Source organism: Bacillus sp. FJAT-27231 (assembly GCF_001183975.1).
Taxonomy (GTDB): Bacteria; Bacillota; Bacilli; order Bacillales; family Domibacillaceae; genus Pseudobacillus; species Pseudobacillus wudalianchiensis.
Genome location: NZ_LFZU01000001.1, coordinates 2,225,017 through 2,246,818 on the forward strand (window position 1 = coordinate 2,225,017; position 21,802 = coordinate 2,246,818).

At 39.9% G+C, this 21,802-nt stretch carries 25 protein-coding genes and 1 pseudogene; 10 read left to right on the forward strand and 16 right to left on the reverse strand.

The annotated features are described in order from the left end of the window. Nucleotides 1-177: 177 nt before the first annotated feature. The 7 genes from AC623_RS21465 to AC623_RS10440 form a co-directional block, all read right to left on the reverse strand. Nucleotides 178-324, reverse strand: coding sequence for a hypothetical protein (locus tag AC623_RS21465; protein ID WP_156187025.1), 147 nt, complete (start codon nt 322-324; stop codon nt 178-180). Between the two features lie 150 nt (nt 325-474). Beyond that, nucleotides 475-1,389, reverse strand: coding sequence for an NAD(P)H-dependent flavin oxidoreductase (locus tag AC623_RS10415; RefSeq protein WP_049666517.1), 915 nt, complete (start codon nt 1,387-1,389; stop codon nt 475-477). Between the two features lie 195 nt (nt 1,390-1,584). Beyond that, on the reverse strand, nt 1,585-2,748 hold the full coding sequence (locus AC623_RS10420; protein WP_053104121.1) for a CapA family protein: 1,164 nt from the start codon (nt 2,746-2,748) through the stop codon (nt 1,585-1,587). Between the two features lie 120 nt (nt 2,749-2,868). After that, nucleotides 2,869-3,159, reverse strand: a complete 291-nt coding sequence (locus AC623_RS10425) for a hypothetical protein (RefSeq protein ID WP_049662365.1) — start codon at nt 3,157-3,159, stop codon at nt 2,869-2,871. 35 nt (nt 3,160-3,194) lie between these two features. Next, complete coding sequence (locus tag AC623_RS10430; protein ID WP_049662366.1) at nt 3,195-3,572, reverse strand: hypothetical protein; 378 nt, start codon at nt 3,570-3,572, stop codon at nt 3,195-3,197. Between the two features lie 78 nt (nt 3,573-3,650). Next, nucleotides 3,651-4,112, reverse strand: a complete 462-nt coding sequence (locus AC623_RS10435; RefSeq protein WP_049662367.1) for a YusW family protein — start codon at nt 4,110-4,112, stop codon at nt 3,651-3,653. 62 nt (nt 4,113-4,174) lie between these two features. Continuing rightward, nucleotides 4,175-5,854 (reverse strand): glycosyl hydrolase family 28-related protein, encoded by a 1,680-nt coding sequence (locus AC623_RS10440; RefSeq protein ID WP_049662368.1) that lies wholly within the window; start codon nt 5,852-5,854, stop codon nt 4,175-4,177. Nucleotides 5,855-6,136: 282 nt separating this feature from the next. On the opposite strand from AC623_RS10440, the gene AC623_RS10445 reads away from it, so the two are divergent. The 5 genes from AC623_RS10445 (at nt 6,137) to AC623_RS10465 (ending at nt 11,610) form a co-directional block, all read left to right on the forward strand. Further along, entirely contained in the window at nt 6,137-7,132 is a 996-nt protein-coding gene (locus AC623_RS10445) for a glycosyltransferase family 2 protein (RefSeq protein WP_049662369.1), read from the forward strand. Further along, nucleotides 7,071-7,460: a GtrA family protein gene (locus AC623_RS10450; protein ID WP_049662370.1), complete on the forward strand. Its 390-nt coding sequence runs from the start codon at nt 7,071-7,073 to the stop codon at nt 7,458-7,460. The genes AC623_RS10445 and AC623_RS10450 overlap by 62 nt, the downstream gene beginning before the upstream one ends. After that, a complete protein-coding gene (locus AC623_RS10455; protein WP_049662371.1) occupies nt 7,457-10,066 on the forward strand; it encodes a YfhO family protein in 2,610 nt (869 codons plus the stop codon). The genes AC623_RS10450 and AC623_RS10455 overlap by 4 nt, the downstream gene beginning before the upstream one ends. A gap of 71 nt (nt 10,067-10,137) precedes the next feature. Then, a complete protein-coding gene (locus AC623_RS10460) occupies nt 10,138-10,461 on the forward strand; it encodes a general stress protein (RefSeq protein ID WP_049662372.1) in 324 nt (107 codons plus the stop codon). A 411-nt stretch (nt 10,462-10,872) separates the two neighbouring features. Next, nucleotides 10,873-11,610: a CBS domain-containing protein gene (locus AC623_RS10465; RefSeq protein WP_049662373.1), complete on the forward strand. Its 738-nt coding sequence runs from the start codon at nt 10,873-10,875 to the stop codon at nt 11,608-11,610. Nucleotides 11,611-11,740: 130 nt separating this feature from the next. Here AC623_RS10465 and AC623_RS10470 read toward each other — a convergent pair whose 3' ends face one another. Beyond that, entirely contained in the window at nt 11,741-12,412 is a 672-nt protein-coding gene (locus tag AC623_RS10470) for a C40 family peptidase (RefSeq protein ID WP_049662374.1), read from the reverse strand. 198 nt (nt 12,413-12,610) lie between these two features. On the opposite strand from AC623_RS10470, the gene AC623_RS10475 reads away from it, so the two are divergent. After that, nucleotides 12,611-14,212, forward strand: coding sequence for a multicopper oxidase (locus tag AC623_RS10475; protein ID WP_053104123.1), 1,602 nt, complete (start codon nt 12,611-12,613; stop codon nt 14,210-14,212). Between the two features lie 49 nt (nt 14,213-14,261). Here the strand turns inward: AC623_RS10475 and AC623_RS10480 are convergent, their stop codons facing one another. The 5 genes from AC623_RS10480 to AC623_RS10500 all read right to left on the reverse strand — a co-directional run bounded on the left by AC623_RS10480 (nt 14,262) and on the right by AC623_RS10500 (nt 17,180). Then, nucleotides 14,262-14,747, reverse strand: coding sequence for a PaaI family thioesterase (locus tag AC623_RS10480; RefSeq protein WP_049662376.1), 486 nt, complete (start codon nt 14,745-14,747; stop codon nt 14,262-14,264). A gap of 138 nt (nt 14,748-14,885) precedes the next feature. Continuing rightward, entirely contained in the window at nt 14,886-15,143 is a 258-nt protein-coding gene (locus AC623_RS10485; protein ID WP_049662377.1) for a DUF2533 family protein, read from the reverse strand. A gap of 79 nt (nt 15,144-15,222) precedes the next feature. Beyond that, on the reverse strand, nt 15,223-15,642 hold the full coding sequence (locus tag AC623_RS10490) for a hypothetical protein (RefSeq protein WP_049662378.1): 420 nt from the start codon (nt 15,640-15,642) through the stop codon (nt 15,223-15,225). Nucleotides 15,643-15,764: 122 nt separating this feature from the next. Continuing rightward, on the reverse strand, nt 15,765-16,097 hold the full coding sequence (locus tag AC623_RS10495; protein WP_049662379.1) for a zinc ribbon domain-containing protein YjdM: 333 nt from the start codon (nt 16,095-16,097) through the stop codon (nt 15,765-15,767). A gap of 210 nt (nt 16,098-16,307) precedes the next feature. Next, a complete protein-coding gene (locus AC623_RS10500; RefSeq protein WP_049662380.1) occupies nt 16,308-17,180 on the reverse strand; it encodes a LysR family transcriptional regulator in 873 nt (290 codons plus the stop codon). Nucleotides 17,181-17,396: 216 nt separating this feature from the next. Here AC623_RS10500 and AC623_RS10505 point away from each other — a divergent pair, with 216 nt between their 5' ends. Continuing rightward, nucleotides 17,397-18,083, forward strand: a complete 687-nt coding sequence (locus AC623_RS10505; protein ID WP_049662381.1) for a class I SAM-dependent methyltransferase — start codon at nt 17,397-17,399, stop codon at nt 18,081-18,083. A gap of 159 nt (nt 18,084-18,242) precedes the next feature. Here AC623_RS10505 and AC623_RS10510 read toward each other — a convergent pair whose 3' ends face one another. Beyond that, complete coding sequence (locus AC623_RS10510; protein ID WP_049662382.1) at nt 18,243-18,686, reverse strand: hypothetical protein; 444 nt, start codon at nt 18,684-18,686, stop codon at nt 18,243-18,245. Nucleotides 18,687-18,846: 160 nt separating this feature from the next. Between AC623_RS10510 and AC623_RS10515 the strand changes: the two genes are divergently transcribed. After that, the gene (locus tag AC623_RS10515) at nt 18,847-19,185 is read left to right on the forward strand and encodes a hypothetical protein (protein WP_049662383.1); all 339 of its coding nucleotides are present in this window, start codon (nt 18,847-18,849) and stop codon (nt 19,183-19,185) included. Between the two features lie 172 nt (nt 19,186-19,357). Here the strand turns inward: AC623_RS10515 and AC623_RS10520 are convergent. Together AC623_RS10520 and AC623_RS10525 are read right to left on the reverse strand one after the other, a co-directional pair. After that, nucleotides 19,358-19,830 (reverse strand): annotated as a pseudogene (locus AC623_RS10520) (AraC family transcriptional regulator). Between the two features lie 248 nt (nt 19,831-20,078). Beyond that, nucleotides 20,079-20,684, reverse strand: a complete 606-nt coding sequence (locus AC623_RS10525; protein ID WP_049662384.1) for a phosphoglycerate mutase family protein — start codon at nt 20,682-20,684, stop codon at nt 20,079-20,081. Between the two features lie 252 nt (nt 20,685-20,936). On the opposite strand from AC623_RS10525, the gene AC623_RS10530 reads away from it, so the two are divergent. After that, nucleotides 20,937-21,119, forward strand: coding sequence for a CsbD family protein (locus tag AC623_RS10530; protein WP_049662385.1), 183 nt, complete (start codon nt 20,937-20,939; stop codon nt 21,117-21,119). A gap of 184 nt (nt 21,120-21,303) precedes the next feature. Then, on the forward strand, nt 21,304-21,759 hold the full coding sequence (locus AC623_RS10535; RefSeq protein ID WP_049662386.1) for a DinB family protein: 456 nt from the start codon (nt 21,304-21,306) through the stop codon (nt 21,757-21,759). Nucleotides 21,760-21,802: the final 43 nt, after the last annotated feature.

Here is a 21,802-nt window from a genome sequence, read left to right on the forward strand (position 1 = left end):
TCTAGAAAAATATCCATCTTGTAACCTCTCGATTTTATGCTATTTTCCATTAAAGGTCAATGAAACAAATGAAAAAATTCGACAATATCTATCCTTAAATGATCAATTAAGGATATTTTGTCAAAAATAAAAAAAGGACGTTTCACAAAACGCCCTTTAAGTCACAAAACGATTGACCTATTCATCTGGTGAAGACATTCCACCCGCTCCTGATGAATCGGTGTCTGCATGGGTGAGGAAGTTTTTCTTTTCCTCCGGTTGAACAGTTGTTTCTCTTTCAATAATAGAAGGGATTTCAGAGAGCGTGTCTTTGCCGTCTTTCATGTGTATCGCCTCCTCATTGATTTATTTATTTTTTCCCGTTTTCTCCCTTTTCTAAACACGATCATTATTGTGAATTTACACTCAATTTTATGAATGATTGCTCATTCACAAATTCTTTTTCTTACCAGCTGATAGATTAAAATTGATTGATTAAAATTGATTGATGAATGTGTTTCGTGCTTTTTGATAGGATTCTTGCAGCTCTTCTATAATTTGCGATATTGTTTGGACTTTATGAATCGTGTTAATTCCCTGTCCAGCTGACCAAATATTTTTCCATGCTTTTGGGACAGTCCCATTCATTTTTGAAAAATCAACTTTCTCCTTTTTCTCTAATTGATTCGGGTCTAACCCTGCCTGCTTAATACTCGGTTTTAAATAATTGGCGTGTACTCCACTGAAAGCATCTGTGTAGATGATGTCATCAAGTGTAGAGTCGATAATCATCTCTTGGTATTCCTTTTGGGCAAAGCTTTCCTCTGCTGTAATGAACCTGGTTCCCATATAAGCAAGGTCTGCTCCGAGAACTTGGGCTGCGACAATATCTTTTCCAGTCGAAATAGCACCTGATAAAATCGTTATTCCGTTCCAAAATTCTTTCACCGCTCCAATAAAAGCAAAAGGATTGATCGTCCCGGCATGTCCACCCGCTCCCGTACACACCAACACAAGGCCGTCTACTCCTTTCTCAGCTGCTTTTTTCGCATGTGAAACGGTAATAACATCAGCAAAAACAAGACCTCCGTAATCATGGACGATCTTTACGACAGGGCGCGGATCACCTAATGATGTAATGACGATTGGCGGCTGATATTCCTTAATAAGCGCCAAATCCTCATCATATCGTTTATTTGAGCGGTGGGCGATGAAATTTACTGCCCACGGGGCGATGGCTTCATTCGGCCTTTGCTGCTTTGCCTCTTCTAACTCCATCGTAATGGTCTCCATCCATTCCTTTAACACGTCGACTGTCCGGGCATTTAACAGCGGAAATGAACCGATGACACCTGCCTTGCAGCCCTCAATGACCATTCTTGGGCTGGATACCAAAAACATGGGAGCCATGATGACAGGTAAGGACAGCTGTTCTCCTATCCACTTTGTCACGCTTTCTTCCTCCTTTCTTTTTATATGTAACTATTTCGTCAGTGGCTAAGTAATCTCCTGTTTTTCTAAAACAACGATCGTAAAGTTGATTCGTATAAAAGTACAAAAAAGTCTTCCCTAACTAGTTGTATAGAGAAGACTTTAAAGTTTATATTAGTTACTTTTTTCGTATTGCAGCCAATCCGAACCGTTGATTTGGTTGGATACATCGATAATTTTTTTCTTTACTCTTTCTGCTTCAGCACCTTCTAATTTTTTTGGCTGATAATTATTCCGGTAGGAAACGGAAGAGATAGAGAATGGCACAACGTTGATTTCCTTCTTGTCTGTCAGCTTCCCATTCTGCAAATGGAATGTCTGCTGGAACACATACGTATCTTTGTCACTTGGATTCCGATTGCCGCCGAACATAAAGTTGCCGAGGCTGTAGACTATGAACTTGCCGTTATATTCTTCTACCCCTTGGACGACATGAGGGTGATGTCCAAGGACTAAATCAGCACCGTGATCAATTGTGTAATGAGCCAATGTTTTTTGCGATGCTTCCGGCACATATTGTCTTTCTACTCCCCAGTGGAAATGAACAAGAACAATTTCCGCACCTTTTTTGCGAAGTTCTTTAATGTCCTTCGCTACTTGGTCACGTAGTTCAGCCGTATCATCCCAGCCTTCGTAACCGAGAGCTCCTACTTTTACCCCTTTTACTTCTGTTAAATATTTATTCTCGTAGCCAAAGTAGCCTATATTCTCTTTCTTCAACGTATCAATCGTATCCTCATAGCCCTTTTGCAAATAGTCGTGAATGTGATTATTTGCCAGGTTTACAGACTCGATTCCGCCAAGCTTTAAAATTTGCGCATACGATGGATCGCCTTTAAAACGAAACTTTTTAACGGCTTTTTCTTTAGCATTCGTTAACGTTGTTTCTAAATTGACTGTTGACAAATCGTCCTTCTTAAAAATATCATCTAATTCCGCTACAAAATAAGAGAGTCCATTCTTATTTGCCTCATCTGGAAAAGAGCCAGCATATTGAAATGTTTCATCTGTTCCTAATGTAAAATCCCCAGCAGCACTGATGGTGATCGCTGTTTCCTTCGCCGGTGCCGGTTCTTCTTTATTCGCTTCTATTTGTTTAGCTTTAGCCGTTCCTTTATCGACTTCGCTGCCGCTGACTGTCTCAGCGGAATCTAAATTAAAATTATATATGGAGACACCAATAACCAGTATACATAGGACAAAAAGTGTGATCTTGACCGATTTCTTTAACCGTTTACTCTTTCTTCTCCCATTGCGGCTGTTCAAATCTTTGTTCATTTTATTGCCAATATCCCCTTTATATGATTATTTTTCCACCTCCTAAAAATATACTACAACTTTTGCTAAATAACTATCACTATTTTAGTAGATTCTTGGAACTTCCCTTTCCCTTTCTAGTTATTTTTTCGCTAGCTTTCTAAGGACAAACTCATACATGCCAATAACCATGCCTGTGCCAATTAGAACTATCATCCACAGGAGAAACTTTACACTAACATTCCCCATAGGGCTTCGGCGGTGAACAATGGTATAAAGCCCTTCCGAATGATCAGCTATAACTAACAACAGCAATGAAAGAAGCGGAAAGCCCACCATTGCTTTCCATGATAAAGAGTGCAGCGAGCTGTCTTTAAAAAAAGCAGCAGCCGTCTGGCCGATCATCACAACGAACAAAAGTACGGCAAACAAAAGACTTTCCTTAACAGCCTGCAATTTTATTAACGCTACATGTAAGCTATTGTAAAACCGATGCCGAACAACATAAGGGTCCCCCCTAAGAAAGGCATAGCCAAGCGTTCTTGCTGATGGCTGTCGTTTATAAACTTCACACTGATCGACCAGCCAAGAAGCATGATTACACCCATTAGCCAATACACTTTAACGAAAGAACGTCCCCAGCTGTAAAAAGGCTCTATTAACTTTTCCTCTCCATATGAACCTTCCTCTAGATGAAGAACCATCATCCCCCATCCGATTGCCAGCGGAATAATGAGTAACAAAAGATTAAATATGACAACTCCCCATGAAAAAGCAACTTCATTCTCAGCCGCCGCCCTTTTCTTTTCCTGAAAAGCGTCTTCCCTTCTTTTTTCTTTATTCATTCTATGTTCCTCTCCCTAGTTGTAAAGCTTTCTAAAACAATACAACAGATCTGTCTCTGACAGACAGATCTGTTGGGCTTATCTTCTATATTTCTTTTCAGGACCGCCTGCAAAATTGATCTCCAATTCCACTGATCGAGCATCTTTAGGAATATCAAAGGCTTGTTCTACACTTTTTAATACTTCATCGTCAGGCGTTCGTTCGTTAAAAGCGAAGGAAGAGAATATTTCATCCAGTTCTTTCATCGCTGCATCGCCTTGTAAGTTTTGATTTTTTGTTTGATTTACGTATGATGCTTCCGTTCCCTTTTTATCCTGATCATAGTCAACATCAATTGCATCGTCCTTCCCGTTCAAATCAACATCAAGATCAAAACTTGTAAACGGATAGCTGGCATTAGCCCCATCCCCTTTTACCGGTGCTTTTTCCGGCTGAGTCTGCACTTGATCTTGATCGTTATTATTATCGTTATCATTATTGGCACAGCCCGCGAGCAGAAAAGCGGACGCCAATAAAACAGCTAGGATTATTCCTTTCATGCTGTTCACTCCTTCCAAGGATGCTTCTTTTTCTTATCTCCTCATCTTCCTGTTTTTATTCATTATTGTTTGGAAGCAGCCTCTGAAAGAGCGACCTTATATCCCTTTGCCATGATATTTTTAAATCGAGCGGATGGAGTATCCGCCTGACAGCCGCAAAGGCCTTCTTCTGCTTTAGCTGTCAAATTATAAACCGATACTCTTTCTATCCCCGCTCCAATAAAGATTCCTGTTCTCGCCGACTGATCGATGACAACATTTTTAATATGAACATCATCCGCTCGTTGGCCTCCCCCAAATATTTTAATGTCCACTCCTGCCGTTTTAAAATCCTTTATTTGAACGTGATGCAAATGTACATTTCGCGACCGGTATTGGATCGCAATAACCGGTTGCTGCTTGTAGTCATAGTTCGGGTCACCGATAACAGCAAAATAATTAATGATTACATTTTTATAGGCCGATACGACAAGTGCCCTTGGCTTCGACTCTCGATAGAGCGCTGTCCTAATAGGAGCAATGGAAACAAGGCGCACAGCTGTAATATTGTAAGCAGTGAGAGACTCGGGATCTGCCGCACTATGATGGCCAATATGCCTGAAGTTAAATGAACGGTTATCGTTGACTGATACATGCCCAATAATATGAACGTTATTAGCAGCAGATGAGGTTTCGTGAGCTTTTATTTCTACGCCGCCAAAGCACCTGGTTGTTGAGTTATTTAACAGCCAAACGTTTCTAGAACCATCATCTATCTCAATACCATTTGAATTGGAGAACCCTTCCTTATGGGCTTTTCCACTCGGATCACACATATGCGAGTTAGAAATAAAAATGAAATCACTATGGTGAGTCGTAATGCCATCATCTCCAAAACCATATCCTTGGAGATGGTCCAGCCAAACATATTTACTGCCGCCGCGTGCTCTCGTTCCATCCCCTGAATAACTATATTTTGTAGAGGAAACATCAAAGCAGTGCAGCCCCGGGTTCATCGCTTTTACTCTTTTAATCCAACCATACGTAACATGGGCATAAGTTAAGCAGCTTGAACGGTTGCCTCCTGTGCTCGTTCGCGGAATATCACCGAGGCGTTCGACATTCCAATCAAGGGTCATATTTTCTACAGAAAGATGATGGTTTCCTTTTTTATGATCTGAATTTGTGATGAGCCAGCTGCTTTTCGGAGCCTTATCATGAAGCTTTAAAATTGTTCTATCTTTATCTGCTCCAACAAGATACGTAAAGGAAGGAAGCCGAATCTCCTTGACGATAAACACCCCTTTTGGAACATGCACCTTCACTTTTCCTTTTCCAATCGCTTTTCGGAAAGCTTCTGTACAATCTGTTACCCCATCGCCAACAGCCCCAAATTGCTCGACGTTTACTTCTCGAGTTACTTGTTTTGTAAACGTTTCATACTCCTTGTCTAACAACTTTTTCCACGCCGGAAAAACATTTCCCGCTTCGTCTACCAACGTTTCTGAAGAAGCAGCCGGTCTGGAGCGCTCTGATGGCAAGAGGAGATTAATGAAAAAAGATGCCGCTTTTTGAAAAAATCGTCCAATAGAAAGGGAGCGGGTAGTCTCTATATTTGAAGGGATGGGATAGTGTTTTTTGTACTGGGTGAATAAATTGTTTGTTTCCTGAACAATCTGTTTAATAGATGGCTCATTAGAGAAAAATTGGGAGATGAGCTGATCATTTTTGGCAGGATCATGATTTTTACTTAAATGAAGCATACCGTTACACCTGTCCTTTCCAATATCCTTTATATATTGCTATAAAATGTACCCTTGTTTTTTAGATAAAATCAAGTCTCGACCATTCTCTTCTCGGCAAGAGGATTAAAGAAAGAAAAAATAGGGTATAAGTCCGTTTGACAGAATTTATAAAGCAGCCGATATTATACCAGCTCGATCATTTTTTTCTTTTCATTTTTCTGTCAATGCGGGGCATACATAAAAAGAACCTACCCTTTTACACAACAGAATCAATTTTATGAAGAGAAGAGGCGGAGAAGTGTGAATACCATTTCAATCATCATACCAGCTTACAATGAAGAAGATAATATCTCACTAATTTATGAAAGTATCAAAAAAGAATTTACAAAGTTAGCGTATGATTTTGAAATATGTTTTATTAATGATGCAAGCACTGATAACACATTAGAAGAAATTAAACAATTGGCAGCCAAAACACCTAAAGTGAAATTTATTTCGTTCTCCCGCAATTTTGGAAAAGAAGCTGCACTATTAGCTGGCTTGCAGCATGCTAATGGTCGAGCTGTCATCATTATGGATGCCGATCTTCAACATCCTCCCTTTTTAATCCCTAAACTATTGAAAGGTTACGAAGAAGGCTTTGACCAGGTCATTGCGCGCAGAAACCGCGACGGCGAACCGACCTTAAAAAAGTTCCTTTCCTCGGCTTATTACAGGTTGGTTAACCAGATTGTCGATGTTAAATTGGAGGATGGAGTAGGTGATTTTAGATTACTTAGCGAGAAAGCTGTGCAAGCTGTGCTTTCCTTAAATGAAGGTCAGCGTTTTTCAAAAGGGCTGTTCTCCTGGATCGGCATGAATCAAAAAATCATTGATTACAACAATGTGCTGCGAGAGCATGGTGAAACAAAATGGTCGTTTTCTAAATTATTGAACTATGGACTGGACGGCTTTATTTCGTTTAACAACCGGCCCCTGCGGATTTGTTTTTATTCAGGAGCGATCGTTTTGTTTCTGGCACTTATTTACAGCGCTATTACATTTATCCAAATCTTAAATAATGGTATCGATGTGCCTGGCTATTTTACCATTATTACAGCTGTCCTTATTTTAGGAGGCATTCAACTCGTCAGCTTAGGTGTCATTGGGGAATATATTGGCCGAATTTATTATGAGACGAAAAAGCGGCCGCCTTATTTAATTCAAGAAACAAACTTTATGAACGGAGCGCAGTATGAAAAGAACAAGCCAAGAATTTATCAGATTCGTCATAATAGGGGGAATCAATACCTTTAATTATTATGCTGTCTATTTACTGCTTCATATGCTTCTGGGATGGCTTTATATGCCATCCCACGTCATTGCCTTTTTAGTCAGCTTTATTATTTCATTCTTCTTAAATTCTTATTTTACATTTAAAGTGAAGCCGACATTAGCTAAGTTCTTAAAATTCCCGCTATCTCAAGTCGTGAACTTTACAGTGTCTTCTCTTTTTATGTATGTATTTATTGAATACTTCCAGATTAACAGTATGATTACTCCTATCTTGGCTGTATTCGTTGCCTTGCCTGCTACTTTTGTTGTAACGAGCAAAATTATGAAAAAAGAGAGTGTTAGTGCATGAGGAAAAAAAGTGTCACGGTTCTTATTATTAGCAGTCTGCTTTTATCGGCGGCTGCTCATTTCTTTTTTATCCAGGAATGGTTCAATGGTCGATTTATGATCGGTCCAAACGACGGCTTATCACAAATGGCTCCTTTTAAAAAATTTATCTATGATCAATACAGTCAGGGGAATTTTTTTTACTCTTGGTCGTTTGGTTTAGGCGGCGGGTTCTATAGCCAGCTTGCTTATTACTTTTCTACTTCTATTATTTTTTTCATGACGGCTGGAATCGTTTTTTCACTCGAAACCATCGGGCTTATTTCCCACCCTGATTTATTATTTTGGATGAATACGATACTGCCTGTCAGCATTATCAGGCTGTCTCTCATTATCTTAACGGCGGCTTTTGCTTTTAGATATATGGGCATCCGCACGACGGCGGCTTTTACTGGTGCGGCTGTGTATGGCCTATCCGTCATGTACTTCCGGCATGTCGTGTTCTGGGAGTTTTTCACCGATGCTATGCTGTGGCTGCCTCTTCTTGTGATAGGGACAGAAAAAATTATCCGCGAAGGAAAACCAGGATGGTTCATTGTCGCCTGGTCACTTATGTTTTTTAACAATTTTTATTTTGCTTATATTCATTTGATCTTTTTATTTATTTACATAGCATTTCGCTGGATCGTTCCATTATCTCGACAAGAGTACCCGAAGCATAAACAGTTGTTTCTCTTTTTCTTAGGAGGAGTGATCAGCTTTTGTATAGGCGCTGTTTCCTTTATTCCAGCTGTTTATGGATTTCTACATAATTATCGGCCTGCTTATGAGGAACAGATCCCGTTCTTCTTTATTACTGACAACATTTTACATGCAAGCAAGTATATTATTTTGCCAGCTATTTTAGTATTGTTTCTCTTTTTAGTTCCTTTATATAAAGAGCGTACATATCGTTTTTTTGCCCTGCTTACTATACTGTTTATCGTTTTTCACTTTAGCCCATTAGCAGCAAGTGCATTTAATGGATTTTCTGCCCCGCAATACCGTTGGGAATACTTACTTTCCTTTACAGCAGGCGGATGTGTGGCTGCAGGTCTGCAGTCTTTGCATAAAGTCCGGATGAACCAGCTGCTTTTATCGATTATCATCTCTTTCGGCCTTTATTTGTTTATGGCCGAAGCGATGACATACGTTATGGGCCCAAAGCTGATCATGATGTTTGAAGAACAGATGGATATGATTATCCAGCTATTTTTTCTGGCAGCCCTTTTGCTCTGTCTGTACGTATGGAGAAAGCACGCTTCTGCTTTCTTTTTATTACAGCTTGTCATTATCATCTCCGGCCTTGTCATCGTCAATGGGTACGAACAGATGACCATGTCAGAAAAATTCGGCGTTGACCGGGTTTCCCGTGAAACTTTACAAGACCCTGCATACAACGGAGCTGAACAACAACAGCTGATCAAAAAGATCCAACACTCCGAACAGGACCCGCTTGTCAGAATAGATTGGATGAATCCGCTTAGAAACAATACGCCTCTTGTCCAAGATTTTAATGGAACAAGCTTGTACTCCAGCATATTTAACGAGGAGCTGCTATTTTTCTATTGGCGTGATTTACAGATCGATATGGGACGGGAAAGTGTAAGCCGCTATGCCACTTTAGGCAATCGGGCAAACCTTTATGGCCTCTTGCAAACCAACTATTGGATGCGGGAAAAAGCTCAGGCTGCGAATGTCCCTTATGGTTTTGAGCCTTTTGCAGAATCCGCTCATTATGTCGCGTACAAAAACACACTTCCACTTCCTTTTATCCGGACTGCACGCCATGTATTTTATGAAAAAGACTTAAAAAACCGCTCACCGCTAGATAAAGAGCACGCGATGCTGTCGGGAATTGTATTAGATAAAAAGAACGGTAAAAGTGATGTTCTCACAACCGAAAAGAATATAATCGATGCGGCTATTATGAAAGAAAAGAATGCAGCCTACAAAAACGGGCAATTGAAGGTAACCAAAGACAATGGCGGTATCGTCATCACTCCCCGCCTCTCTTCTGAAAAAACAAAAGACTACTATGTCCAGTTTTATATTGAAAACGTTCATGGCAAAGGTTTCGCTGTCAAAGTGAATCAATACCGGACGACAAGAAAGCGAGCCGCTTCTATTTATAAAACGGGCATTCATACTGTGCTTATCCGGGTACCAAAAGAAAAGCACATTGCCATTCAATTGCCTAAAGGCACATACAAGTTAAAACATTTAAAGCTGTATGAAGAGGATTACCGTGAACTCCAGCAAGCAGCAGCCGAAAAAAGGACCCCTGCTAAAGTGAATTGGAACAAAAATAAAATTTCTATTACGTATGACAATCATACCGGTGAACGATATATGGCATTGCCAATTCCTTTTGAAAAAGGCTGGCAGCTAAAAATAAATAAGGAAACAAAAGAGATAGAAAAAGCGAATTTTGCCTTTATTGGTTTTCCTTTAGAAAAAGGCACCAATCATATAGAACTTACCTATCGTCCACCTTTCTTTAACGTGTCGCTCGTCTTGCTGGTTCTCGGATTGCTGGCTGCCGTCTGGCTCATTAGAAATCAGGCAAACAAAAACCAAACGAGCTAAGCTTTTTATGTTTAAAGTAAAGAACTTAATGGTAAACATATAGAGAATATAAAACTCAGGAGGCAGATAACATGGTTACAACAAAAACAGTTGAAAATGCATTACAAGCAAAAAATGAGATCGAGGGTTTACTCGCTCAAGGATATTCTTTAGATGATGTCTATCTTCTAGCCCACGATGAACACCGTGGTGAGGATATATCTGAAGCTCTTCACACGAATGAAGTTGGGATGGAGGAACAAGGAGTATTCAGCAGCATGAGTAACATCTTTAAATCACGCGGTGACGAATTACGAAGCAAAATGGAGTCCCTTGGCTTATCTCAGCAGGAAGCGGAAACGTATGAAAAAGAACTAGACAAAGGCAAACTAGTTCTCATTGCAAACAAACATTAAACACAGGACAAACGAAAAAAGCTGTCATAGAGTGGATATCCCCTCCATGACAGCTTTTTCTGACGTATTTTGCGGCGGAAAGACGGCTGGCCACATCCAGACGTTCTGCCAAAGGCAGGCTTCCCGGCTTACGCAAATTAGCTCATCGCTTGATTACTATAACATACTTCTACTGTATGGAGCAATCTATTTTTTTATTTTACACTCTGGCTCATCCGTCACTAATAGCACGTAACAGTCACACCATCAACTAGACGCGTGTTTATCTTTTAGGCTTCGTTAAAGATGATCGTTGTTTTTTCAATAGTGAATTAGAGCAGAAGGCGTCCGCCTGCAGCAAAAATCAACAATCAAGTATAACAGAGCCATTTTTAAGACAAAGGCCGCAGTGAATAAAGGAGAACGATCGATATGGAAAAAGAAACAAAAACAAATGATGAATTATCGGAACGTTTTGAAGCTGCTTTTAATCGTATCCACAACAGACTAAAAGCAACCGTTAAACAAAGTGACAGTGATGCTTTTGTCGAGCTGCTTCACATCAGTGCGCGCAACCACGCAAGCGTCCGGGCTCACCTTGATGAACTAAAGCAATATGCTAAGCTAAGAAACGCTATCGTTCATCAAAAAACAGAAGCCAACTATTACATAGCTGAACCTCATCAAGAAATCGTAGAACGTATTGAACAAATTGACAAGATGTTATCCGAACCAGCAGAAGCGATGTCCATTGCCTCTTCCCCCGTTCACATTGTAGAACTTGATACTCCGCTTGTACAAGTGCTGGAAATGATTCGCGACGATAAAATGAACGAATACCCTGTATATGAAAAAGGCAAATGTCAGGGCTTGTTAACCGGAAAAGAAATATTGAAATGGATGGCTAATACACATGCTAATGGGAAAATAGATATTGCCTCGGTTCAAGTAAAGGACATTCTTCCGGAAAAGAATGAGTACATTATTGCTTTTGTGAAAAGAGATGCGAACATTTTTGATATTGAATTTACATTTGAGGAACATCAATCCCGTAATAAAAAACTGGAAGCGATCCTTATCACCCCCGATGGAAGTTCAGATGAGCTGCCGGTCGGCATTATTACCTCTTGGGATTTGACGAAAAATAATGATGTTATTTTGGAACAATAAAAAAGACAAGCGGCTATCCAGCTTGTCTTTTTTATTGTTTTCAGATATTTCCATTCCGATCAACAGGGTTTATAGAGGTAGGATAGTCCTCTAACTATACCTGTTTTAAAAATAAAACGCTTGAGGTGGCTTAATATGTTTTTGCTCCTATGTACCGCTTAGACCAATATGTACTCTTCAGTGAGCTGATCGTTACCCCTTCTGAAGTTGAGCTATGTATAAATTGATTTCCGCCTAGATAAATACCAGCATGTGAGGCGCCTTTTTGATAGGTTTCAAAGAAAACGAGATCCCCAACTCTTGGGCTGCTTACCTTTGATCCTCTGGAATAAATGCCAGCTACTGTTCTAGGCAAGGAGATGTTAGCGCTATTTTTATAAACATATGTTAAAAATCCGCTGCAGTCAAAACCTGCTGGTGTTGTACCGCCCCATTTATAAGGAACATTCATGAACCGTTTCGCATAAGTTATCGTGTTCGCCTTGCTTGATGCACTTGTCGTTGGTTTTGCTGAGGCAGTTGATTTACCTAATACTCTAAATGTGTTCTTTCCGACTATACCATCCGCTGTCAGCCCATGAGCTTTTTGCAGCTTCATAACCGCTGATTTCGTTAACGGCCCAAAAGTTGTATCGAGTGAAGACTGATAATACCCTTTTGTTTTTAATACTTGCTGAAGTTCCTTTACATCTTGATGTTTCATCCCGCTTTTTAACGTTTGATCCCCTAATGCTGCTTCTCCTGCAGCCGGGCTTGCCAATAAAGCACCGGCCATCGTTGCTGCTACTAACCACTTTTTCACACTTCTAACCTGCTTTCTTTCAATATATTTTCTATTTGTCTCCTATTCTACCATTTAAAAATTTCTACTATATTTTAATTATATTACAAATATATTAAACGCTTGGAAAAGTTTTTCATCTTTTCACTTTCCTTCCTTGAAGTCTCCGCATAGAATGTATCGAGACAAAAGTCCAAGATAAAAAGAAAGGTGGAATCATTGTTGAGTCAAAAAGTAAATCCTGCTGATCCAAACACCATTCCAAAGTTCGTCGAAGAAGTAAAAAAACCTCCCATTGCGAGACCAGCCGCTGGTGACTCTTATTATGAAATAAGGATGAAAGAAGCAAAACATCAATTTCATCCTGCTTTTCCACGAACGACTATTTGGGGCTATAACGGCGTCCTTCCAGGACCAACGATTGAAGCGCGCAAAGGAAAAACCGTTGAAGTAAAGTGGTTAAATAATCTTCCCAAAAAACACTTCCTGCCTGTAGATTACACATTGCACGGAGCAATCGGCAACCCGGAGGTTCGATCAGTAGTTCACCTTCATGGAGCTAACGTCGATTGGGAAAGCGATGGCTATCCAGAAGCCTGGTACACAAATAACTATGAATTTACCGGACCCGCATTCAGAAGAAAAGTGCATGCTTACACGAATCATCAGCAAAGTGCCACTCTCTGGTACCATGATCACAGCATGGCACTCACCCGCTTAAATGTGTATGCCGGCCTGGCGGGTTTTTATCTGCTTCGGGATACCAATGAAGAACGGTTGAATCTTCCAGCGGGTGATTACGATATCCCATTAATGATCCAAGATCGCTCCTTCAATGAAGATGGCTCTCTCTTTTATCCAGATACCCCTGATCCTGATTTGCCAGTCTTCCCTTCTATCGTACCAGGATTTCTTGGAGAAACGATTACAGTGAACGGAAAGGTTTGGCCTTACTTACGGGTAGAGCCACGTAAATACCGCTTCCGGATTTTAAATGCTTCTAACCGCAGAGAATATAAGTTTAGTCTGTCAAACGATGAATCGTTCTACCAGATCGGAACAGATGGCGGGCTGCTGTCAAACAGAACGGAGCTTACTTCCTTTGAATTGCTGACGGCTGAGAGAACGGATATTGTGATTGACTTTTCTAAATGGAAAGGAGAACAAATTACCCTTCTTAACACGAACGAAGCGGAAGACAGCCACACGAGAACGGTCATGCAATTCCGTGTAGATCTTCCGTTAAAAGGAGAAGACAAAAGCGAAGTACCAGAAAGATTGTACCCGAATATGGATTTACATGAACATATGGCCCATACTATTCGCAATCTGCCGCTAGGTATCTCCTTCGATGAATATGGACGGCTAATGCTAATGCTGGACGGAAAAATGTGGCATGATCCCGTTACCGAAAAGCCTTCGCTTGACAGCATTGAAACTTGGAACATTATAAATGCCACTCCTATCCCGCATCCAATTCATATTCATTTAGTCCAATTTAAAATTGTCGAACGAAGGCCTTTTAATGTAGATTTGTTTAATCAAACAGGTGAAATAGAATTTACAGGTCCACCTGAAGAGCCGCGAATTTACGAGCGAGGCTGGAAGGATACAGCCAAGACAGATCCCGGCATGGTGACAAAGCTTGTGATGCATTTTAAAGAACATACCGGAAACTATGTGTGGCACTGCCATTTCCTCGAACATGAAGACCATGACATGATGCGCCCTATCCGCATTATTAACGATGCTCATCCAGTCGCACCGCCCCATGCAGATGAGGAGCCTCATCAGGATGACGCGCCTTCAAATGGCAGCTAGTAAATAACAAAACAGGAGAACTCCGTAATGAGTTCTCCTGCTCTCTCATCTATTGTTTATCTGCAAAGTTGCTAGGCATGACGACAGCAATGACCTCTCCACGAGCACAAAGGATGTCATTAGCGAATACTTCTGTCTGCACTTTCCACTTCTTCGGATGAATTTCCTCTACCACTCCAACTGCTTTTAATGGAATACCTTGCGGAGTTGGCTTCATAAAGTCAACATGTAAAGACCCTGTCACAAACCGCGGCGGCTCTGCTCCATCTCCTAGCTCATGTCCATTTTTCCGGTGCAAGGCTAAAGAAGCTGAACCCGTCCCATGACAATCAATTAATGATGCAATAACCCCTCCGTAAACAAATCCGGGAATAGCCGTGTGATCTTGCTCTGGCGTATATACTGTGACAGTCTGCTCCCCTTGCCAGCCCGTCCGAAAATGATGCCCCGCTTCATTCAACCGGCCGCACCCGTAACACCAAGCAAAATCATCCGGGTACTCATCTTGAATCGCTTTTACGATTGTTTTCTCCATTATCATCCCTCCCTTCAAAATAGTATAGCACATTTCCAATTGATGGGTATTTGTTCATTTCCAATAAAAAAGAACTGCACACAAAAAAGCCGTTCCATCATAGCGGAACAACTTTTCTTTATTTAAAACGAAGTGCCCTTACTTGGAAGATTTCACATATTCGTGAACCATTTCCGGTGTCACCAATTTACGCGTAGGAATCAGTCTTTGATTGGCAAGAAGATTGATTTGCTCGGTGACTTCGTTGATTTGCTCCGTTGTGAATTCCTTTCCTTCCTTGCATAAAGCTACTGCTTCTTCAATATACTTTTCTCTTTGCTGATCAAGGCTGACAAACTTCTTATATAATTGGTTTTGCTTTTGGGCATGAAGCTCGAGATCCTTATGTACACTCATCCTTTGTCCACTCCTATTATATAGATATTCACTCTACTTTATATTAACAAGTCCCGCTAAAATACTAAAGAAGGAAATGTTAGGTCGTGGCAATCCGCAAAGCATATGTGGCGTCTCCCTCTTTCCACTTCGCGTGGATACTAAAAATATAGGTTCCTTTTTTCTTAGGTAACATAATGTTATTATGTTTTACTCTCTTGAAATTTGCTTGTTCATTTTTCAAAATTCCCACCTCGAGATCATCAGGACGGTATTTAAAATCAATAACTAACACCGCACCTAGAGGAACAGCAACAGCATTTATGTGTTTGACAAGCTCTTCCGGCCCGGCTGTGTCGACTGCAATGCCTTCCCCATTTTTATGCCAGGAATAGGGGCCGATTTCATACATGATCTCTTTCTCCCCTACCGTTAAAACAGGCTGGGGCGGCCCTTGAATTCCTGCTTCACATGCTGATAGGAAGATACATAAAAGAACAGCCAACAACCACTTCTTCATTTTTACCCCTCCTTCACTTCTTGAACGTCCACACAAAATGCAGCTTTATTTTACGGTTCCGCTATAGATGAAAAAATAGACGCCTATTAAGTACTGCACTTTCTTAACGGGCGTCTATAGTATTAAACTTTCTTGACAAATTCGGATTTCAATTTCATGGCCCCGAAACCATCAATTTTACAATCGATATCATGATCCCCATCTACAAGACGGATATTTTTTACCTTTGTTCCTATTTTTAGAACGGATGAACTCCCCTTTACTTTAAGATCTTTAATCACTGTCACCGTGTCCCCGTCGCTTAAAATATTTCCGTTCGCATCTTTTATGATCTTTTCCTCTTCTGCTTCTGTCTCCAGCGTCCATTCATGCGCACATTCAGGACAGATGAAAAGCGCTCCATCCTCATACGTATACGCCGAACTACATTTCGGGCAATTTGGTAAATCAGACATGATATATTCCTCCATTCGATGATTTTCCATTATGTAAACAACTAACGTTGAAAGAATTCTATGTGCCATTAAACAGGGCCATAAACACATAGGTAATTCCTCACATTCTTCTATACTGTCATACTATTCGCTCGTTGACAACTCTTCCTTTGTAATCCTTTAAAGGAGCATTATGACAAATAAAAATAAACGGCCCCAATCTGTTCTGCCTCATCCATTTTTAGAAAAAGAAGCAATTAACGACTGTTTAAATTGCTTTACTTCAGGTGTCTCTATTTTTGTCACGACATATGTGAACGAGTTAGGAGGGATGACGTTATCCGGCTGTATTTCCAGTACTCTTTTGTTTTGCAGCTCTTCTTCAATCATGGATAGAGGTAAATAAGAAACGCCAAGCCCTTCTTCAATCATCTTCTTCGTCACTTCAACCTGGGTGACAGGCATAATGCGGGTTCTTGGATAATGTTTTTTAATGTTACGTAAAAGCGGTTCCCAGTAGGCTGGATGATTATTCGTCAAGAGCCGATAAGAGTGGAGCACCTCTTTTTCATTCCTATTCGCCTTTTCACGATAGGGAGCGACAAAAATGACTCGTTCTTCGTGAACTGTTTCACAACAAATTTCCATCTGAATCGGCTTTAACCTCGTTAAGCCAATATCCGCTTGGCCACTGCTTATTTCTTCCCCAATCTTAAAAGAACTTACGACATTTACGATCACTTCAATATTTGGATAATCATGTATAAACGAACGCAAAAAAGAGGGCAGGACAGAAGCAGCAATTTGTGGAGCTGCAGCGATCGTCAGCTTGCGATGATATCCTTGCTTCCATCCCTCAAATCTCTCCATTTCCTCTTCATATTTCTCCACAATTTCTACCGCTGATGAAAGAAATGTAATGCCGGCAGAAGTAAGAAAAACATGCTTTCCTTTCCGCTCAAATAGCTGAATATGCAAGTGCTCTTCTAATTTTTTAATATGTTTTGTTACCGCTGGCTGTGTTAAAAAAAGTTCTTCAGAAGCCTTGCGAAAGTTTTCATAGTTAGCCGCTGCAATAAATGTTTTCAACCACTTTATATCCATTCCATTACCGTCCTTTTCCTTAATAACAAATCGTTATTAAAGATGAGCAATTTTGTTAATTTTCATTGTACTCTTATTACTTTATAATTCATATCACACTAACTAGTTGTATCTTTACTGAAGGCGCTGTTATATTTCGTTATTGTTTTTTACTGCAGGCCAACACCTTATGCTCTAATCAACCTCTAAAAAAGAATGATAAAGGAGGAAGTAGAAATGAATGATGTAAAAAACCATGTGAAAGAAAAGTTTAATGAGAATGCCCCGTATTATGACCAGCAGCGAAGAAAATTAATTCCTTGTTTTGATGACTTTTATTCTGTTCCATTATCGTTGATCAATTTTGAAAAAGAGCAGCCTTCTGTGCTGGATATAGGGGCAGGTACAGGCTTATTTGCTTCCTTTGTGAAAGAGAAATGCCCTGGTGCTCACATCACGCTCATTGACTTGTCCGAAAACATGATGTCTCTCTCTAAAGAACGGTTTAAAGGGGATCCACAGGTCGATTATGTGATAGCTGATTATACAGTGCATGAATTTAATAAACCATTTGATCTCATTATCTCTTCACTTTCGATTCATCATTTAACCGACACAGAGAAGAGAAAATTATACGATAAAGTGTTCTCCCTGCTTCACCAAAATGGAATCTTTATCAACGCTGACCAAGTTCTTGGACATACCCCGTTTATTGAGTCTCTGTACAAAAGAGATTGGAAACACAAAATTGAAGCTAGCGGTTTAACCACAGAGGAAATTCAAGCAGCTTATGAACGGACAAACCTTGACCAAATGGCCTCTCTTCAGGACCAACTAAGCTGGTTACAGGAAAGCGGCTTTGTCGATGTGGATTGCATTTATAAATATTTTAATTTTGTTGTCTTGTTTGGAAGAAAGCTCTAAGCTGAAAAAGAAGAACATTTATTTCTCTATTCAAACTGCTCGGCTAATCATGTAAATAAAACCAGTTTTCATTTCCAAGGCTGATTGCAAACGTTTGTCTTTCGAGGAGCGACAAGACCGAGTGTTTGTAATCAGCCTGTAGCCTGAAATGCTCATTTCTTACTCAGCTGTTATCACAAAGCTTGCATACGGTTCTTTATCAACCGTTACGTTTATTTTCCACTTACCTGACTGATCAAGCACAAATTTTGCCCCGCTTTGTGCATTTTCAATCACCGCTTCGTAAAGCTTAACCTTTTTTCCTGTCTCCTGGTGCAGAGCCGTCATATTGTACAGTTTCCCATTTACTTTTTCAGCGTCAGCGAGAAAATACAGCTGATAGTGCCGGCCTTGTCCGACGGCAAACGCCGGCTCTCCGCTTTCTCCGTTTAATTTAATCATCCCGAACTTTCCCTCTTCCCCATATAAAGTCTGGCCATCCACCTCAAATACCGTGCCTGGCTTTCTCTCCTTGGCTGTACTTGTTGTGTTCGTTTCCGTGCACCCTGCTAGCATACATACGAAAGCAAGCAACAAAAAGCCTATTTGTCTTATCTTTTTCATTATTTCCCTCTCCTTTTTCATTTCGTAGATAAAACACTAACTGCCTTGACGACAAACTTCCATTTCCTGAATGAGAAAATCATTCTTCATACGCATATTAAAACGTTTATCTACATAGAAATGAGCAAAGCTTTATGTTGGACAAGAAAGGACGAACTCAATGAATAAAAAGTTTACTTTTTTCCTGTTCCCGGCTCTCTTTATTCTTCTTGCAGCGGCATCCAGCTTCGATTTTTCCTCTCGCAGTCTCTTGGAAGAAAAGACCTCTTTAACTACTATTGAACCAGATAGTGAACCTGTGTTGGCTGAATCAACAGACCAAAATAAATTCATTCAATCTAAAAATTTCAAAGTAGAGGAGGAATTAGTTCAGCGCGAGGAAGTAGATGATTATATGGTTGAAACCTATCGTGAATATGAGGTCTACACTGATAGTCAAGGGACTGAACAAGAAAGGATTCCAACCTCGAATTACAGCTACATCCGCTATCATAAATGATTCCATTGATGCTTAGTTACGTAACACGATGATCCTTTATTTGAGTTTTGTATATGTTGACGACGGCAATAAACTATTTAAGGGAGTTACTTTTTTCATGAACAGTAAACAAAATGCTCAGAGTTCTTTATTCTCTGAGCATAAAAATATACCTCTAAAAAAGACAAAAAACTTAATGATTCCTTTTCTGCTTAATAAGGACATACAGATTCACTTTGCATTTCCCTTCTGGATCTTCGACGGGGTTATTTAAATTAAATTCAAGATTATCCCGATCTTCATCTGCCTGATACACACTTTTGAGCAGCCACTCTCCAAACATATATTGATAAGCTTCGTTCAACTTCTCAGCTGTATCATAAAATGAATACAAAACATATAAACCGCTATCTAATGTTTTAAATTGCATTTCTTTATATTTTTTCCTTTCAACATTTTTCGGGATGGTCACACAAGCATCATGACGGCGCTGCTGCTCTTCGACTAAATCACGATTGTCTAAGGATACTCCTATAAAAGACTGCTGGGGCAAAAAAGCCCATTTTGAATAGCCCAATTGATCAATGTTCCCCAATGGTCTTGAGACTCAAAATAACTTCCAGTACGGCGAATGAACGCTACTTCATATTTGGGTAACCATCTGATTTTTCTCTCCGTTTTTTAGCCCCCTGTAAAATCGTTTCATTGTCCTCTTTACTTTTCTATAAGAAGGGTGTCCTATTATTTGATTGCAGTAGCGATATTCTCTTTATGAAAGACGTTCTCCTGTTCAAATGCAGTCATTTCACAATAAAAAAAGTACTTGCCGACCCATTTTCATTCAACCAAGGAGCATCAATTTTGCAATGCGGATACCTTTTTTCTTCATTATTACATACGCAAATTTCTACGTTTTATGACATTTTCGTCTGGCCGCCATGTCGACTATTCGCCTCTGTCAACGTATAGGTTGTGCAGCTCCAATGATGCCGATCGGTTTTTTTGTTCCCTTGCCAGTCTGCTTTTAATAGTTCCCGGGCAATGAACTGATTAAAAACTCCGTGTCCCACTAAAAAAACGTGTTCATATTTGGCCGCTAACATGATTAAGCGATCACTCGCCTTAGTCGCTCTTTCTTTTATTTCCTTTATAGATTCTTTCTCTCCTTTGTATCCCATCAGCCAAGCACAGCGGTGATAAACCGCCCAAAAAGACGGAGGAGCCTTTACATTAAAAAAAGCAAATTTTGAAACGGGCATTTCCGCTTCCCGAAAAAGTGAATCTGAAATCATCAAACAATTTGTATCAAGCCTCACTGCTGATTGGATAGACCGACATAAAGTGCTGGAGATCAGCAGCTTTGCTTCTTGTGCTTTCTTTTTCGTTTGTTCCGGCACAGCGATTTCTTGAATAATCCCTGCTTTATCATAATCATCAACCCATTTGGCAAATTCAGAACAAGAAATAGCTGACTTGTCTGTGTGACTGGATTTCCCATGCCTCATCAGCGTAATTTCCATCCTCTCACTTCCCTTATACCTTTTACTTAAAAAACATTTCCCGGAAAATATTGTTTGAATATTCTTTCAAATTTATCTAACTTTCAATTTTAATTTTAGATTTCACTGTATTTATTTTCCGATACTGGAAACCATTTTTCAAGGATATGCTCGCTTATTTGTATTTTTCTTCTTCCATTATGTTTGTTCTAAAGTCTACCGGGAATAGAGTAATATTCCTTCATTTAAATTTAATAACTAGGAGGTTTTATCATGAGAGACAACGGCATGGAAGATAAACTAAAAGGTATGGGAAACAAAATGAAAGGTGAAGCAAAAGAAGCTTGGGGAAATGCGACAAATGACGAACGAACAAGGGCAGAAGGAAAAGTTGATCAGCTAAAAGGAAAATTCCAAGAAACAGTGGGAAAGGCAAAAGACAAACTAAATGACTAACCCTAAATAAAACAGCTGTTTTAAACATCTTCGTTTAAAGCGGCTTGTTTTGTTTTTTCGACATTTTATTCATCATTGACGGATTAACTCGAAAATTTTCCTCTTAAAAAGCCAATCTTGAGAACGGGCTTTTTTTATTTTTTGCCTTATAATAAAAAAGAATATGGCAACTGGAGGAATGTTTATGGCTATTTGGGAACGCTTTAATTTTTCACGCACAGCAACAGTGAACACATTAGAGAAAATTGATGAAAAGAAATGGGATCAGCAGCCTGATGGGTTTTCCAATACGATCAAATGGAATGCTGGTCATATTTATCTCGTTATGGAGGCTTTAATAACGAAAGCTGCTCCTGACTTGGAAACAAACATTCAGGAATACGCTCCATTTTTCAGCCCGGGTACGAAGCCTTCGGAATGGCCTGATACGGTACCTTCAAAAGAACAAGTGATCCAACTGCTCGTTGATCAGCAAAAACGAATTCAAGAACATTTTGAAGGCCGTCTGTCAGATCAACCAGCCAATGAAATTATGATCGGCCCACTCAAACTGGAAACCATTGATGACTTGCTGAATTTTCTTTTGTTCCATGAAGGAATGCATTTAGGAACGATACAAGCACAAATGAGGCTAGTATAACAAACAAAGGCTTGCCTGGAGAAACGTTCTTTCCAGGCAAGCC

Coding starts and splice junctions, on each gene's coding strand:
- AC623_RS10455 (WP_049662371.1), top strand. CDS start 7,457: ATGAGGAAAAAAAGTGTCACGGTTCTTATTATTAGCAGTCTGCTTTTA.
- AC623_RS10510 (WP_049662382.1), bottom strand. CDS start 18,686: ATGAAAAAGATAAGACAAATAGGCTTTTTGTTGCTTGCTTTCGTATGT.
- AC623_RS10440 (WP_049662368.1), bottom strand. CDS start 5,854: ATGCTTCATTTAAGTAAAAATCATGATCCTGCCAAAAATGATCAGCTC.
- AC623_RS10480 (WP_049662376.1), bottom strand. CDS start 14,747: ATGGAGAAAACAATCGTAAAAGCGATTCAAGATGAGTACCCGGATGAT.
- AC623_RS10500 (WP_049662380.1), bottom strand. CDS start 17,180: ATGGATATAAAGTGGTTGAAAACATTTATTGCAGCGGCTAACTATGAA.
- AC623_RS10490 (WP_049662378.1), bottom strand. CDS start 15,642: ATGAAGAAGTGGTTGTTGGCTGTTCTTTTATGTATCTTCCTATCAGCA.
- AC623_RS10415 (WP_049666517.1), bottom strand. CDS start 1,389: ATGGCTCCCATGTTTTTGGTATCCAGCCCAAGAATGGTCATTGAGGGC.
- AC623_RS10505 (WP_049662381.1), top strand. CDS start 17,397: ATGAATGATGTAAAAAACCATGTGAAAGAAAAGTTTAATGAGAATGCC.
- AC623_RS10525 (WP_049662384.1), bottom strand. CDS start 20,684: ATGGAAATTACGCTGATGAGGCATGGGAAATCCAGTCACACAGACAAG.
- AC623_RS21465 (WP_156187025.1), bottom strand. CDS start 324: ATGAAAGACGGCAAAGACACGCTCTCTGAAATCCCTTCTATTATTGAA.
- AC623_RS10465 (WP_049662373.1), top strand. CDS start 10,873: ATGGAAAAAGAAACAAAAACAAATGATGAATTATCGGAACGTTTTGAA.
- AC623_RS10450 (WP_049662370.1), top strand. CDS start 7,071: ATGAAAAGAACAAGCCAAGAATTTATCAGATTCGTCATAATAGGGGGA.
- AC623_RS10435 (WP_049662367.1), bottom strand. CDS start 4,112: ATGAAAGGAATAATCCTAGCTGTTTTATTGGCGTCCGCTTTTCTGCTC.
- AC623_RS10530 (WP_049662385.1), top strand. CDS start 20,937: ATGAGAGACAACGGCATGGAAGATAAACTAAAAGGTATGGGAAACAAA.
- AC623_RS10430 (WP_049662366.1), bottom strand. CDS start 3,572: ATGAATAAAGAAAAAAGAAGGGAAGACGCTTTTCAGGAAAAGAAAAGG.
- AC623_RS10485 (WP_049662377.1), bottom strand. CDS start 15,143: ATGAGTGTACATAAGGATCTCGAGCTTCATGCCCAAAAGCAAAACCAA.
- AC623_RS10460 (WP_049662372.1), top strand. CDS start 10,138: ATGGTTACAACAAAAACAGTTGAAAATGCATTACAAGCAAAAAATGAG.
- AC623_RS10495 (WP_049662379.1), bottom strand. CDS start 16,097: ATGTCTGATTTACCAAATTGCCCGAAATGTAGTTCGGCGTATACGTAT.
- AC623_RS10535 (WP_049662386.1), top strand. CDS start 21,304: ATGGCTATTTGGGAACGCTTTAATTTTTCACGCACAGCAACAGTGAAC.
- AC623_RS10420 (WP_053104121.1), bottom strand. CDS start 2,748: ATGAACAAAGATTTGAACAGCCGCAATGGGAGAAGAAAGAGTAAACGG.
- AC623_RS10515 (WP_049662383.1), top strand. CDS start 18,847: ATGAATAAAAAGTTTACTTTTTTCCTGTTCCCGGCTCTCTTTATTCTT.